Here is a 14,870-nt window from a genome sequence, read left to right on the forward strand (position 1 = left end):
CGGTTTCGAGGCCGCGCATCCCGCACAGAGTCAACGGGTTTGCGCAGGCGGTCAGCGCGGAAGCTGGTCCTCGAGGTGAAAAACCTCTTCGAGTTGCAGGAACCCTTCGTCCGGACGTCCGGCCAGTTCGACGAAGAACTCGCCCATCTCCGCCTGCCAGCGCGCATTCACGTCTGTCCCGGCCATGGCTTGCTGGGCTGCGGCGAAGTCCTCGGATTCCACGTAGCCGATCAACAGGCCATCAGGCCGGAGGAAGAGTGAGTAGTTGTTCCATCCGGTCTCTTTGAGGGCCTGCACCATGTCCGGCCAGACCGCTGCATGACGTTCCTTGTACTCCTCAAGGCGGTCGGGCTTCACCTGCAGCTGGAAGCAGACGCGTTCCATGATTCTCCTGTTCGAGTTCTCATACTGAATCGTTTCATGCTACCACCGGTGATTTCAGGTGACACACAGCAAATTTCACCACTCGATGCGGTCGAAGCTCTCCCGCAGCTTCAACCCCCGTGCCGGATTGAGCAACTCCATCCAGGCAACCCGGCCGAGGAGATGCGCGCGGAAGTCGTGATGGCCCGAGCGGTTCTGGGACTCCGGTCCGTGCCGCACGCAGTTGTGCAGGATTGCCTTCAACCGTTCGTACTCCGGACGGCTCGCGTTGGCGCGTTCGTTGACCACGATTCCGGTGACCGTCTGGCGCACGCTCGAACCACGGACCCGCGTCTTGTGAGCATTCACCAGGTGGCCTTCCGCTTCGATGATCCGCGTAGCGCCGCGTACAAACGCATCCGCCCGGCGCGCCAGTTGGTCACCGCCGCTGAACGCGAGGTCGTCGGCGTAGCGGGTGTACACCGCGCCGGCCGCGGTGGCCCAGCCTTCCAGCCGGAAGTCCAGCCTCCGCACAGCGAGGTTGGCAAGCGCAGGCGACGACGGCGCCCCCTGGGGAAGGTGCGGAAGTACAAGTGCCCGGCGGAGTTCGAACCATTCGCCCGCAGTTCCTCCGGCGGGCGCATTGCGCGCGATTCCTGACGGCACCGAATGCGTGCAGAGCCCGGTCAGCGCGTGGGCCACGGGTTCAGCGAACCCGGCCCGGCGGAAGATGCCATACACCCGTCCGGCGCGCACCCGCGTGAAGAATGTCGCCAGGTCCAGGTTGATCACAACCCTGGCGCCCTCATGGAAGCGGGCGCCGGTTGCGGCACTCCTGCCTGACACGAAGCCGTGCGCCGCGCTGTGGACGCGGAGCCCTGCAAGGATCTCGCGGTGCACAGTGCGCTGGAGCTCGCGGAGCCTCGGCCGCGGGACTTCCAGCAGTCGTGGCATCCTGCCCGGCCGGGACCGCCATTCGTACCGGTAATGCTGCAACCGTTTCGAGTGGGCGCGACGGTTCCAGTGCCGGGTGTCCGCGAACCAATCGAGCTCACCCGCAGGCAGGCGAAGCAGCCGGGCGAGGTCGGAAAGATCATTCAGGCCACGCGGCGCCCGAACCGGGGTTGGTGCGAAGTGCGCAATCCGAATCGGGACGCCGTTTTTCTTCGCCCGGGCAACCGCAGCCCGGAAGGCGTCATTGAGTACGACGACGGCGGCCAGTTCCCGGGGCGCGTCAACCGGCGGTTGCCGGTAGAACCGAAGCACTTCCGCGGCCACCGGCCCCAACCAGCGCCGGCGTGCGCCGAGTACCTCGGCGCCGGCCGCCAGGAGGCCGTTCTTCGACCAGTCATCCGTCGCGAGGAACGCGTGGGCGAGCGCGGTTGCGATCGCAACCGGGCTGGGGTGGGGCGTCCGGGCGAGGACGCGCGCGCCCGGCGTCGTCGTCGTCATGATGTCCCCCTCGCTCCCCCGTGTACGGACGGTGACCCCGGACGACCTGCCTGTCCGTTCGGGTGCCTGACTGCGCGAAGCGCAGCGTCGCACCTGAGGCGCTCTGTGTGAGGTCTATCTGCGTCCCCCGGGGTAGCCCCGGAGAGGATGGAACATCGCGTGCACCATCCGCCTCGTCCAGGGCCACCGCCCAGGCTCACGCTAACGGATTGCGTCCTGCATCGAAACCCTCGTGCTGTTTTAGAGCGTGCTGCCTCGGCTCACGAGTTCGGGCTGAAAGATCACCTGGCGGCTCTCGTGCGTCTTCTGGTCGATGGCCTCAAGCAGGAGTTCGATGGCGGTGCGTCCCATTAGTTCGGTGGGGCGGCGCACCGTGGACAGCGGGACGACCGCGGACTGGGCGAAGTCAATGTCGTCGTAGCCGATCAGCGCCAGGTCCTCCGGAATGCTAAGACCGCGGATCAGCAGCACTGCCTGCATCACGCCGATGGCGAGGAGGTCATTGGCGCAGAAGATGCCGTCCGGCAGGCCGTCCCTTCCACGTTCGGCGAGGAGTTCACCGGCGGCGCGGCCGGCAAGGACCGTCATTGCAGCGGCTTCGACCACTTCGAGCTCAGCCTCGGGGTGTTCATCCACGGCCTGCTGCGCACCGGCGAGGCGGTCCGCAACCTGCTGGATATCGGTGGTTGCACCAACAAAGGCGATGCGCCGGCGACCACGCGTCAGCATGTGCTTCACGGCCAGGTATCCGCCGGCCACGTCGTCCACCGACACGGAACTGACCCGCCGCTGCGGATCTGTCCGGTCAACGAGGACAACGGGCACGCCGTGTGCGCGGAGTTGCTCAAGCCGTGAGTCGATGTTCCCGACCGGCGAGATAAGCACACCCCGCACGCGCTGCTGCTCAAAGACGTCCAGATAGCGGCCTTCACGGACGGCGTCGTGGCCGCTGTCCCCCAGCAGGACCGTGCTGTCCGACTCCGCAGCGCGATCCTCCGCCGCCCGGGCGAGCGAGGAGAAGAAGGGGTTGCTCACGTCGAGCACGATGAGCCCGATAGTCCGGCTGAGGCCTGCACGAAGCTGCCGCGCGGCGTCGTTCCTCACAAACCCGAGTTCCGAAATGACGCTGAGCACGCGTTCGCGCGTCTTCTCCGCCACCCGGTCCGGGTTGTTGAGCACGTTAGACACCGTGCCCACTGCCACCTGCGCCTGGTCTGCAACGTCTTTGATACTGACCATCTAAGGAACCCCATCCGTTTACTGCATTCTGCCTGCAACTGCGTGCAGCTACCTCATAGTGTTCAGAAATGTACAGCCCTTTGCTAATTGCTTGACACTCCTCAAGGGCAAGGATACCTTTGAAACGAACCAATGAATCGATTCAAATTCGATCCACTGCATCGACTCTCCCTAAATGGGCCTTATAACTACCGGAAGCGGGTTCAGAAGGCCCATTTGAGGAGAGTCGATGCGGACAACCAAGAACGACGACGACGACGCGCCGGCCCGGATGCCAGCCGCGGCAGATGTGGAGAAAGAGCAATGGTGGACCTAAGCCGCATAGCGCCGGTTCTGGAGAACCTCGCGATCGAGGTGCCGTCGTGGGCGTACGGTAATTCCGGTACGCGGTTCAAGGTGTTCCAGACGCCCGGGACTCCGCGGACTGTGCAGGAGAAGATCGCTGACGCAGCCAAGGTCAATGAGCTGACCGGGTTGGCGCCCACCGTCGCCCTCCACATCCCCTGGGACAAGGTCGAGAACTACTCCGAGCTTTCCGGATTCGCCCAGGAATTGGGCGTCACACTCGGCACGATCAACAGCAACACGTTCCAGGACGATATCTACAAGTTCGGCTCCCTGACCCACAGCGATGCCGCTGTGCGGAACAAGGCACTGGACCACATGTACGAGTGCATTGACATCATGAACGTCACCGGTTCCCAGGACCTGAAGATCTGGCTGGCGGACGGCACCAACTACCCCGGCCAGGGTGACATGCGCTCACGCCAGGACTGGCTGCATGACTCCCTGCAAAAGGTCTACGAGCGCCTCGGCGATGACCAGCGCATGGTCCTCGAGTACAAGTTCTTCGAGCCGGCGTTCTATCACACGGACGTTCCGGACTGGGGTACCTCCTACGCCCACACGCTTGCCCTCGGCGAGAAGGCCATGGTCTGCCTCGACACCGGCCACCACGCTCCCGGCACCAACATCGAGTTCATCGTTGCGCAGCTGATCCGCCTCGGGAAGCTTGGTTCCTTCGACTTCAACTCGCGTTTCTACGCCGACGACGATCTCATTGTCGGCGCCGCAGATCCATTCCAGCTCTTCCGCATCATGTACGAGGTGGCCCGTGGCGGCGCACTCGACCCGGCAAGCAACGTTGCCCTCATGCTGGACCAGTGCCACAACCTCGAAGAGAAGATCCCGGGCCAGATCCGCTCGGTCATGAACGTTCAGGAGATGACCGCCCGCGCACTCCTCGTTGACCGGGACGCGCTGACCAGAGCCCAGGAATCAGGCGACGTGCTCGGCGCGCATGCCGTCTTCATGGACGCCTTCTACACCGACGTCCGCTTAGGGCTCGCCGAGTGGCGGGAATCCCGCGGACTCCCCGCGGACCCCATGGCCGCCTACGCAGCCGGCGGATACCAGGGAACAATCAACGCCGACCGCGAAGGCGGTCAGCAGGCAGGATGGGGCGCGTAATGATGACGAACCAGACAGTTCAGGACCTCATTGAGCGCTCCAACCGGCTTGGCGCGGATAAGCGGAACACGAATTACGCGGGCGGTAACACGTCTGCGAAGGGCACGGACACTGACCCGGTGACGGGCGAGAACGTCGAGCTCCTGTGGGTCAAGGGCTCCGGCGGGGACCTTGGCACGCTCAAGGAGCAGGGCCTCGCTGTCCTCCGCCTCGACCGGCTCCGCGCACTGACCAACGTTTATCCGGGCGTGGACCGCGAGGACGAAATGGTTGCCGCGTTTGATTACACGCTGCACGGCAAGGGTGGCGCGGCCCCCTCGATCGACACGGCCATGCACGGCCTGGTCGACGCCGCACACGTGGACCATCTGCACCCGGACTCGGGTATCGCGATCGCGACGGCGGTCGACGGCGAAGCACTCACCGGGAAGATTTTCGGTGACAAGGTGGTGTGGGTTCCCTGGCGGCGTCCCGGCTTCCAGCTCGGCCTGGACATCGCCGCGATCAAGGCCGAGAACCCGCAGGCCGTCGGCACGATCCTCGGCGGTCACGGCATCACCGCGTGGGGCGATACCTCCGAGGAGGCGGAAGACAACTCGCTGTGGATGATCGAGACCGCTGAGCGGTACATCGCCGAGAACGGCGCCCCGAACCCCTTCGGGGAGCCGCTGGACGGTTATGCGCCGCTGTCCGTCGAGGAGCGCCGTGCCAAGGCGGCAGCCCTTGCGCCGGTTATCCGCGGGCTTGCCTCGACGGACCGGGCGCAGGTTGGGCATTACTCGGACGACGACGCCGTCCTGGGTTTCCTGAGCGCTTCGGAGCACCCGCGCCTGGCGGCTTTGGGGACGTCCTGCCCGGATCACTTCCTGCGCACCAAGGTCAAACCGCTGGTCCTTGACCTGCCGGCGGGCGCGTCCATCGAGGACTCCATCAAACGTCTGAAGGAACTCCATAAGGAGTACCGTCAGGACTACCAGGCGTATTACGAGCGCCACGCCGATGGGGAGTCCCCGGCTATGCGCGGGGCTGACCCGGCGATTGTTCTGGTTCCCGGCGTCGGCATGTTCTCCTACGGTGCGAACAAGCAGACCGCCCGTGTGGCCGGTGAGTTCTACATCAACGCGATCAACGTGATGCGCGGAGCCGAGGCGATTTCCACCTACGCACCCATCGACGAGTCGGAGAAGTTCCGCATCGAGTATTGGGCTTTGGAGGAGGCCAAACTCGCACGGATGCCCAAGCCCAAGTCCCACGCCACCCGCATCGCGCTGGTCACGGGTGCGGCGTCGGGCATCGGCAAGGCCATCGCCACCCGCCTCGCCGCGGAAGGCGCGTGCGTGGTCATCGCTGACCTGAATCTGGAGAGTGCCGAAAAAGTCGCTGATGAACTGGGCGGTTCCGACGTCGCTATCGGCGTCCAGGCCGACGTCACCGACCCCGCGCAAGTACAGCAGGCAGTCGACGCCGCGGTGCTTGCTTTCGGCGGGCTGGACCTCGTGGTCAACAACGCCGGCCTCTCGATCTCCAAGCCGCTGCTGGAAACCTCCGAAAAGGACTGGGACCTGCAGCACAACGTCATGGCAAAGGGATCCTTTCTGGTCTCGAAGGCCGCCGCGAAGGTCCTGATCGACCAGGAAATGGGCGGCGACATCATCTACATCTCCTCCAAGAACTCTGTTTTCGCGGGCCCGAACAACATCGCCTACTCCGCCACCAAAGCCGATCAGGCGCATCAGGTGCGCCTGCTTGCGGCTGAACTTGGCGAGCACGGCGTGCGCGTCAACGGCATCAACCCCGACGGCGTTGTCCGCGGCTCCGGTATCTTCGCCGGCGGCTGGGGCGCCAAACGCGCCGCGGTCTACGGTGTGGACGAAGAGAAGCTCGGCGAGTACTACGCCCAGCGCACCCTCCTCAAGCGCGAGGTACTGCCCGAACATGTGGCGAATGCCGCCGTCGTACTCACCTCCGCCGAGCTCTCGCACACCACCGGACTGCACGTCCCAGTCGACGCCGGCGTCGCCGCCGCGTTCCTCCGCTAAGTTCCGGCGATGAACGCAAAGCCCGCGGTTTACGCGGCGATCGACATTGGGGCTTCATCCGGCCGGGTGATTCTCGGCCGGATGGGTGCTGACGGCCCGTCGCTGGAAATCGTCCACCGCTTCCCGAACGGGGTACAGGAGATCGACGGCGCCCTGCGTTGGAATGTGGAGGACCTGTTCAAGCAGGTGCTGCACGGGCTCGCCCTCGCTGCCGAGCGGACCGCGGCGACCGGCGAGCGGATCGCGAGCATCGGCGTCGACACCTGGGCTGTGGATTACGGCCTGGTGTACGACGACGGCGGCCTCGCCTCCCAGCCGCACAGCTACCGGGACTCCCGCACGGCCTCCGTTGTGGACGCCGTACATGGAAAGGTCCCGTTCGAGCGGCTTTATGCGACCACGGGACTGCAGTTCCTGCCGTTCAATACCGTTTATCAATTGGCCGCTGAGCCGTCGCTCGAGGGCACGCAGGCGCTGCTGATTCCCGATTTGCTCGGATACTGGCTCACCGGCCAGCGGCGCTGCGAGGCGACCAACGCATCGACCACCGGGGTGCTGGACGCTGCCACGGGCCGCTTTGCCGCCGGGCTGTTCGACGCCCTGGACATCCCGCAGGACATCTTCCCCGAACTGATCCAACCCGGCGAAGCCCTCGGAACCCTGCTCCCGGCGATCGCCGGGAAGACCGGCCTTCCGGCGGACACGAGGGTGGTAGCCGTCGGGTCGCACGACACGGCGTCGGCGGTTGCGGCAGTTCCGGCGGCTGACGCACGTTTTGCCTACATCTCTTCCGGCACCTGGTCCTTGGTGGGCGTCGAACTGTCTGAACCGATCCGTACCGAAGCGAGCCGGCAGGCGAACTTCACCAACGAGCGAGGCGTTGACGGGACCATCCGCTACCTGCGCAACTGCGGTGGGCTGTGGCTCTTGCAGGAGTGCCTCCGGGAATGGGGCTCTGCGGTGACCCTCGAAGAGGTCCTCGCAGAAGCTTCCGCACTACCCGCCGGCGGGCCCCTGATCGACGCCGACTCCGACGACTTCATCGCCCCGGACGACATGCCGCACCGCATTCGCGACGCAGCGGGCGCCGCGCTGGAGTCTCCCGCCGCCGTCGTACGCTGCATCCTGGACAGCCTCGCCCAGGTGTACGCCCGCACCCTCGCGCAGGCAGCCGAGCTGAGTGGGCGGGCGACCGACGTGGTGCATATTGTCGGTGGCGGTTCGCAGAACCGGCTGCTGTGCCAGCTCACCGCTGATGCAAGTGGGCTGCCGGTGGCCGCCGGACCCGTTGAAGCAACCGCACTCGGGAACGTGCTGGTTCAGGCACGGGCCGACGGCGCACTCGGTTCCAATGCAACCCTCACCGACATCCGCGCCGCCGTCCGCAGCACCGCGCAGACTCACACCTACGAACCCAGCAAGACCCTGAGCAGCATCTAACTCAAAGAAGAGGATTCCCCAGTGGCAGATCGTTCCAAACCCATCCGCGTCGCCGTCGTCGGAGCCGGAGGGATCGCGCAGGGGCAGCATCTGCCCGGCTTGCGGGGCCTTGGGAACCGGGTCGAAATTGCGGCGATCGTGGACATGGACGCCTCGCGGGCCGCCGAGGTCGCGGCTGAGTGGGGCGCGCCGTCGTCGTACTCCTCTGTGGCCGACATGCTGGCGGAGGTGCGGCCGGATCTCGTGGTGGTGTGCACTCCCCCTGGGTCCCACGCCGACGCCGTCATCCGCTCGCTCGACGCCGGTGCCTCGGTCTGGTGTGAGAAACCGCCGACTCTGTCCCTGGCTGAATATGACGCCATCGTCGAACATGAGGGGTCCGGCGGGCCATACGCGTCCTACGTCTTCCAACACCGATTCGGCTCTGCGGCGCAGCAGCTCCGGGCCCAGATCGCTGCGGGTGAATTGGGGGCGCCGCTGGTGGGTATCTGCCACACGCTCTGGTACCGCGATACCGCCTATTACGACGTCGAGTGGCGCGGCAAGTGGGAGACCGAAGGTGGTGGACCGGCGATGGGCCACGGCATTCACCAGATGGATCTGCTGCTCTCGCTGCTGGGCGACTGGACCGAGATCAGCGCCACCATGGCAACGTTGCACCATAGCGTTGAGACCGAAGACGTGTCCTTTGCGCACGTGACCTTCGAGAGCGGCGCCATCGTGTCCATCGTGAACAGTGTGCTCTCGCCGCGGGAAACGAGCTACCTGCGCTTCGACTTCGCCGACGCCACCGTGGAGGTTGAGCACCTCTACGGGTATGACAATTCGCACTGGAAATGGACGCCGGCACCGCACGTCGACGCGGCCGTGGCCTCCGCATGGGCGCCGACGCAGAACCTCGCGAGTTCGCACGCCGTGCAATTGGAGGAGCTTGTCGGTTCGCTCGAACGCGGCGAGCGCCCGGCAGCCTCGGGGCATGACGGGCGGAGGGTGCTTGAGCTGGTGGCGGGGTTGTACCAGTCGGCGTTCACCGGTCGGCGCGTGCGTCGTAGCGAACTCACACCGGATAATCCGTTCTACTGGTCCATGAACGGTGTTCGATCGAAGGAGTCCGCTGATGTCTGAGCTGTCCGTCCGGCGGCCCGCCAATAACGAGCTCGTGATCTCCTGCGGCCCCGTTGACCTGGCGACCTACGTGTTTCTTCCCGCCGCAACCCGTTCCGAGGCCCCGAAGCCGTACCTGCATCCGTTGCGTACGCTGAGCGGTGCGCCGCTGACCGGGTTCCGGCCGTGGGATCACCGCTGGCACAAGGGTCTGCAGATGACGTGGTCGCACGTTTCCGGGCAGAACTTCTGGGGCGGGCCGACGTTCTCACCGGAAACGGATTACCAGTGGCGGGACAACCTCGGGTCCATCGAGCACGAGCAGTTCACCGCTGCGCTTGCCGCTCCGGGCCGGGTCACTCTTGGCGAAACCCTGACCTGGCGCAACTCCGCGGGCGAGCGCTGGCTTTCCGAGGAGCGCTCAACGGTCTTCTCCGGCGTTGATGTGCAGGAGCAGTCCTGGCAGTTGGACTTCTCCACCGAGCTCACCAACGTTTCCGGCCGCTCGCTCGACCTCGGGAGCCCGACCACCCACGGCCGGCCGAACGCCGGCTACACCGGCCTCTTCTGGCGCGGGCCGCGCAGCTGGACCGGGTGCTCCATTCTGGGGCCGGACGGCGCCGAGGGCGAGGACATGATGGGCGCTTCCACCCCGTGGATTGCGCTGGCAGGCGAGCATGACGAGCTCGACGGCGGTGCCACTATCGTGGCGATGGCGGGGACGTCGTCGTCGTCGGTTCCGCTGAAGTGGTTCGTCCGCAGCGAGCCGTTCGCGGCTTTGGCGCCCTCACCTTCGTTTGATGAGGAAATTTCCCTGGCGCCCGGGGAAACGTTGCGGTTGCAGCACCGGTACGTGTTCGTGGACCGGATCTGTGGGCGGGACGACGTCGAGCGGATCGCGAAGGCGGCCTCACTGTGAGTTCCGTGCCTCTTTTCCCTGGTTCGGTGGGGATCAGCGACCTGCGCGTGTACGAGTGGGAGACCGACGACGGGCACCACGGCGGCACACCGCACCTGCATACGGTGTCCAACGAGGGGTACGTGGTGGTCGGCGGATCGGGTGAGGTGCATACGCTGTCCTCGGCCGGTTATGCGCGGGATGTGCTTTCGGCCGGTTCGGTGCTGTGGTTCAGTCCGGGCACGGTGCACCGGCTGATCAACTCCGGCGACCTGCACATCCTTACGGTGATGCAGAACTCCGGGCTGCCTGAAGCCGGGGATGCGGTGATGACGTTCCCGCTTTCAGTCGTGTCGGATCCGGAGCGGTACCGTGCTGCGGCTACCCTTCCCGACGGGTCGGAGGCCGAGCGGGCTGCAGCGGCCCGGCGTCGTCGTGATCTTGCGATTGAGGGGTACTCAGAGCTGCTGTCCGCGCTTTCCGCGGGAGACCGGAGGCCGTTGGAGGACTTCTACACCGCTGCGGCCGCGCTGGTTCAGCCGCGTGTGGAGGAGTGGTCGCGGCTGTGGAGTGAGACTGTGTTGGCGGACGTGGAGGCCACGCGTTCGCAGTTGGCCGCCCTTGGTGACGGCGACGCGTCGCACCTGGGCGATGCCGCCGTCGTCCGTGCTGTTCCACGTCCGGAACCGCGGGCGTTCGGGATGTGCGGGCGGCTGGGGATCTGGGACGCTTCGCAGCGCTGAGACGGCCCGGTTGCACCTGATCAACGGATCCGCGGCCTCCCTGCAGGATCGGTATCATCAGCCCAGCCCCGTTTGCGGTGAGCCAACGAAGGTGAGCCAACGAACCTGGGCGGCTAGCGTCCCGGCCTTCCGCAAACGCGCCGATTATTGCCACGATCGTGGGGTCTTTCCGCGAATCCTGCACATTGTCGGCGCGTTTGGGCTCAGGCTCGTCGATAGGCTTGCACCATGCGCACCGTGAACGTTTCAACCCCAGCGTGAGCCGGCACTCCGGCGCCGGTATCGGCGCACTGTTCGTGCTGGCTGCCTCGGCGCTGTGGGGGACCACGGGCACGGTGGCTACCTTCGCGTCCGACGTCGGACCCCTCGCTATCGGCGCCGCCGCCATGGGAATCGGCGGCCTGCTGCAGGCGGCAATTGCAGCCCCTGCCCTGGCACATGCCCGCTTCGAATTACGACGACGGTGGCCGTCGATCCTGGTCGGCGCCCTCTCGGTCGCTGTCTACCCGCTCGCGTTCTACAGTTCCATGCGTCTGGCCGGAGTGGCTGTGGGGACAGTTGTCTCGATCGGCTCAGCACCTCTCGCCTCTGCGGTCATCGAGCGGGTTGTCGACCGGCACCGGCTCACGCGGCGCTGGATGCTGGGTGCCGCCGTCGGGCTAGCGGGTGTGGTCCTGCTGTCCGCCACGGAACCGGGCGGCGAAGCGCAGGACGGCGGGAGCACCGCCGTCGGGATTCTGCTCGGTCTGCTTGCCGGGGTGACCTATGCGCTGTATTCGTGGGCCGCGCATAGGACCATGCAGGGCGGTGTGCCGTCGCGGGCTGCGATGGGAGCGATCTTCGGGCTCGGTGGCCTCCTGCTGATGCCGGTCCTCCTGGCAACCGGTGGGCCGTTGCTTGCGTCCTGGACGAACGTCGCGGTTGGCGCGTACATGGCCATCGTGCCGATGTTCCTCGGGTACGTGCTCTTCGGGCTGGGACTTGCGCGCGTCACTGCAAGCACGGCGACCACCCTCTCACTGGGGGAGCCGGTGGTGGCGGCACTGCTCGCCGTCGTCATTGTGGGTGAACGGCTGCCCGCGGCAGGCTGGGTGGGCGTGGGGCTGGTGATAGCGAGCCTGGCCGTCCTCACCGTCCCGTTGCGCCGGACCCGGATGCCGAACCCGCGGGCATCGGGCGATCTGCAGCACCTACCGTGAATGGACCCTTGGAAATGTCGGCGGCGCGTGCCAAGGTCTGGTTATGGCATCTCGAACAGCTAATTTCTGCATAGACGCACATGATCCCCTGTCGCAAGTGGCCTGGTGGGATCAGGTTCTGGACGATTTCGAGGCGGATGAGGAAAACACCGAGGAGGAAGCGGGACTACGCGGGCCAGCGGGCCGTTGGCTCCTCTTCCTCAAAGTGCCCGAGGCGAAGACTGTCAAGAACCGGATGCACATCTGCCTCCGGCCCGTGGACCGGAGCCGTGATGAGGAGGTGGAGCGGCTGCTCGGGCTCAGGGCGACGATTGTCAATGACTTGCGTGACGGAGATAAGGGCTGGGCTGTGTTGCAGGATCCCGAGGGGAATGAGTTCTGCGTGCTTTCCACGCGTGCCGATGAGGCGGGGGTCGCGCTGCTATGAGGCCGATCAGGGGTTAGTCACGGCGAAGACGTACTCGATGTCGGGATTCGTTTTACCGCTGAAGGAGACGAAGTAGCCCGGCTCCGGCACTGAAACGCTGAACCAGGTTGGCCCGCCACACGTGAGAGTGGACATGCTTTCGTTACCTGCGTTCGAGGCGCGGGAGAACGTAAGGCTCTCGGTTCCCCGGCACTGCGCGTAAACCTTGTACTCGCCCACCGGCAGTTCCGTCCCGGGCCACCCTATGGTTCCCATGGTCGAGGAATCGCCTTTGCCCTGCTGAATGACGTCCGCGGGATCCAGCCCCAGATCCAGCGGCGGAGGCGATGACTGCCGCGGGCTCGCAACGACCTCCTGTGGTTCCTCGCTCAGGGCCTCCGAGAAGGCGCCGCCCATTCCGCATGAGCTAAGCAGCAGCGCCGTCGTCGCCAATGCTGCAGCACCGGCCAACCGCTGACGTGAATTTCCCCCAGAATTACGCATGGCACAAGAGTATCTGGCCCGCGCATAGGCTAGCGCGAATGCAATCGGTGGGTAAGGATGTTCAGGGTGAGTAACGAAGTCAGTCGATGGACCAAGGCGACCGTCTACCCGGATATGTGGGTGAACCCGGATGAGGACCCCCGCAACACCGACGGCGTCAGCCCCGACGGCGAACTGGAAACCCTGCAGGACTATCTCTCGGACTACCGGATGACCCTGCGAATGAAGTGCGAGGGGTTGAACGCGGAACAGCTCGCTCGCCGCTCCGTGCAGCCGTCCACCATGTCCCTTCTCGGCCTGCTCCGCCATCTCGCCGAAGTGGAACGCGACTGGCGCAACTGGGTCACCTCCGGCGATCCGCTGCCGAAACTGTACGGCAAGCGCGGTGCCGACTTTGACGGCGCGATCCCCGACCAGTCGGTAGTCGACACCGCGTACACCGACCTCGCCCGCGAGCAGGAAGCAACTGACGCCCTGCTGGCCGGGCACCCTGATCCGGGCGAGCGGGTTGGGAAGGACAGGATTGCCGTCAGGGAGTTGCTGATCCACAGGGTCGAGGAATATGCCAGGCACTGCGGGCACGCCGACTTGTTGCGCGAATGCATCGACGGCCGGGTAGGTCAGTGAGTTCTGAACCGGTAAAGGAAGCCTTCGCATATAAACATGTCGCCAAAGGCGATGTTGAGCTACTTCGACAGTTCCTCACCGATGTCGATCTCACCTTGGCAGGCCTGGATGCACCTACCGTTCGTCTATGGGTGGAGTATGACGACTTCGGCTCCATCCTGGGCAGCACTGGATACGAGGTCAGCGAGGACGGTGAACATGTGCTCATCCGGAGTGTTGAACCCGCTGGTATTGGTGAAATGGTTGTAGCTGGGTTCAGATGTTCCGGGTCTCGATTTCGACGACGGCCCACGACAGCGCGGGCAGATTCAACCGGAGTTCGTCACCGGAAGCCAAGACGTCAGTCAGCGGAATCAGCCCCACGTGCTCGCCGCGTTCGAGGTTGTTTCCGGTGAAGCGGTCATGCCCCTCGGGAATCTGCAGCTACATTCGCCCAAACTTGGCACGAATCAGCGCGAAGATGCCGTAGCAGATGAGTCCGACGGCGATCGCAATGAGGAGCGGGACACCGAACGGGTGTTCCGTGAGCGCCTTCAAGCTTCCATCGAGTCCGGTGGAGCGCTGGGCGTCGTGCGTGATGACGGCCGCAACGAAGAGGATGCCCACCAAGATAAGGGAGGCACCCTTCGCCACGTGTCCGATAACACCGAGCACCTCGATCAGCGCGCCCCGCCGGGTGTCCTCGAAGTGGCGCAGCTCCGGCCGGAACTTACGCAGCAGCCCCTTGAAGACGAAGTAGACGCCGATGCCGAACACTGTTCCGCCCACCGCGATGATCACGAGGTTGCCCAGCGCCGATCCCATATACGCAGCCGTGAAATCCTGGGTGGACTCACTCGAATCGGTGCCGATGCCGAAACTGAAGCGCGCAAACGTAAACGCCACGCTGCCGTAGATAATGCTGAGCGATCCGGACGAAATGGTTTTGGATAGCTGCTGCCCGGTGGGCAGGTGGCGGGCACGAAGGGTTGCTTCGCTGAGCTGCCAGATGGCGAGACCCAGGCAACCGATCGCGCAAATGCCCATGGTCCACGGTCCTGCAGTTCCGCTGGCGAGCTGTTCCAGCGCGCCCGTCGGTTCGGCTTCACCATCACCGCCGAAAGCGATCTGCAGCGCTATAACGCCGATGAGGACATGAACCAGCGCAAGGACGGCGAATCCAAAGCGTGCGACGACGTCGAGCGCCTTGGTGTCCGAGACCTCCTCGGCGGCGTCAGCGGCTTCGCCGGCCAGGCTGTCTTCGCCCGTTGACATCCCCACTCCTGCCTCTAATGTCCCAGTCTTTCAGCGTACCTCGAAGGGCGGCTGCTCAGGAGTACTAGCTTGCCGTCCAATTTGTTGGCCGTGCAAAGTTCTTTCTTCGATTCCCGACGACTTTGTTTGATT

At 65.1% G+C, this 14,870-nt stretch carries 14 protein-coding genes; 9 read left to right on the top strand and 5 right to left on the bottom strand.

Annotated features, from left to right (window positions below; genetic code table 11):
• Positions 1–51: 51 nt before the first annotated feature.
• From BJ994_RS15015 to BJ994_RS15025, 3 genes are all read right to left on the bottom strand, one after another.
• The gene (locus tag BJ994_RS15015; RefSeq protein ID WP_167995239.1) at positions 52–384 is read right to left on the bottom strand and encodes an L-rhamnose mutarotase; all 333 of its coding nucleotides are present in this window, start codon (positions 382–384) and stop codon (positions 52–54) included.
• 75 nt (positions 385–459) lie between these two features.
• Entirely contained in the window at positions 460–1,815 is a 1,356-nt protein-coding gene (locus tag BJ994_RS15020) for a reverse transcriptase family protein (RefSeq protein ID WP_167995240.1), read from the bottom strand.
• Between the two features lie 240 nt (positions 1,816–2,055).
• Positions 2,056–3,054, bottom strand: coding sequence for a LacI family DNA-binding transcriptional regulator (locus BJ994_RS15025; protein WP_167995241.1), 999 nt, complete (start codon positions 3,052–3,054; stop codon positions 2,056–2,058).
• A 303-nt stretch (positions 3,055–3,357) separates the two neighbouring features.
• Here BJ994_RS15025 and rhaI point away from each other — a divergent pair, with 303 nt between their 5' ends.
• From rhaI to BJ994_RS15065, 8 genes are all read left to right on the top strand, one after another.
• Positions 3,358–4,524 (top strand): L-rhamnose isomerase, encoded by a 1,167-nt coding sequence (gene rhaI / locus BJ994_RS15030; protein ID WP_167995242.1) that lies wholly within the window; start codon positions 3,358–3,360, stop codon positions 4,522–4,524.
• Positions 4,524–6,563: a bifunctional aldolase/short-chain dehydrogenase gene (locus BJ994_RS15035; protein ID WP_209066909.1), complete on the top strand. Its 2,040-nt coding sequence runs from the start codon at positions 4,524–4,526 to the stop codon at positions 6,561–6,563. Before rhaI ends, BJ994_RS15035 begins: the two co-directional genes overlap by 1 nt.
• Before the next feature lie 9 nt (positions 6,564–6,572).
• Complete coding sequence (locus BJ994_RS15040) at positions 6,573–8,003, top strand: rhamnulokinase (protein ID WP_167995243.1); 1,431 nt, start codon at positions 6,573–6,575, stop codon at positions 8,001–8,003.
• Positions 8,004–8,024: 21 nt separating this feature from the next.
• Positions 8,025–9,128 carry a Gfo/Idh/MocA family oxidoreductase gene (locus BJ994_RS15045; RefSeq protein ID WP_167995244.1) on the top strand — a complete coding sequence of 368 codons (1,104 nt, stop codon included), beginning with the start codon at positions 8,025–8,027 and terminating at the stop codon, positions 9,126–9,128.
• A complete protein-coding gene (locus tag BJ994_RS15050; RefSeq protein ID WP_167995245.1) occupies positions 9,121–10,026 on the top strand; it encodes a DUF6807 domain-containing protein in 906 nt (301 codons plus the stop codon). The genes BJ994_RS15045 and BJ994_RS15050 overlap by 8 nt, the downstream gene beginning before the upstream one ends.
• Positions 10,027–10,031: 5 nt before the next feature.
• On the top strand, positions 10,032–10,748 hold the full coding sequence (locus BJ994_RS15055; RefSeq protein WP_342450392.1) for a cupin domain-containing protein: 717 nt from the start codon (positions 10,032–10,034) through the stop codon (positions 10,746–10,748).
• Positions 10,749–11,005: 257 nt separating this feature from the next.
• On the top strand, positions 11,006–11,947 hold the full coding sequence (locus BJ994_RS15060; protein WP_342450393.1) for a DMT family transporter: 942 nt from the start codon (positions 11,006–11,008) through the stop codon (positions 11,945–11,947).
• 43 nt (positions 11,948–11,990) lie between these two features.
• Positions 11,991–12,374 carry a VOC family protein gene (locus BJ994_RS15065; RefSeq protein ID WP_167995247.1) on the top strand — a complete coding sequence of 128 codons (384 nt, stop codon included), beginning with the start codon at positions 11,991–11,993 and terminating at the stop codon, positions 12,372–12,374.
• A 6-nt stretch (positions 12,375–12,380) separates the two neighbouring features.
• Here BJ994_RS15065 and BJ994_RS15070 read toward each other — a convergent pair whose 3' ends face one another.
• Positions 12,381–12,857, bottom strand: a complete 477-nt coding sequence (locus tag BJ994_RS15070) for a hypothetical protein (RefSeq protein ID WP_167995248.1) — start codon at positions 12,855–12,857, stop codon at positions 12,381–12,383.
• A gap of 57 nt (positions 12,858–12,914) precedes the next feature.
• On the opposite strand from BJ994_RS15070, the gene BJ994_RS15075 reads away from it, so the two are divergent.
• Positions 12,915–13,484 (top strand): DinB family protein, encoded by a 570-nt coding sequence (locus BJ994_RS15075; RefSeq protein ID WP_167995249.1) that lies wholly within the window; start codon positions 12,915–12,917, stop codon positions 13,482–13,484.
• A gap of 423 nt (positions 13,485–13,907) precedes the next feature.
• Here the strand turns inward: BJ994_RS15075 and BJ994_RS15085 are convergent, their stop codons facing one another.
• Complete coding sequence (locus BJ994_RS15085; RefSeq protein WP_167995250.1) at positions 13,908–14,738, bottom strand: DUF1206 domain-containing protein; 831 nt, start codon at positions 14,736–14,738, stop codon at positions 13,908–13,910.
• Positions 14,739–14,870 lie beyond the last annotated feature (132 nt).

This window comes from Arthrobacter pigmenti, from assembly GCF_011927905.1.
GTDB classification, from domain to species: domain Bacteria; phylum Actinomycetota; class Actinomycetes; order Actinomycetales; family Micrococcaceae; genus Arthrobacter_D; species Arthrobacter_D pigmenti.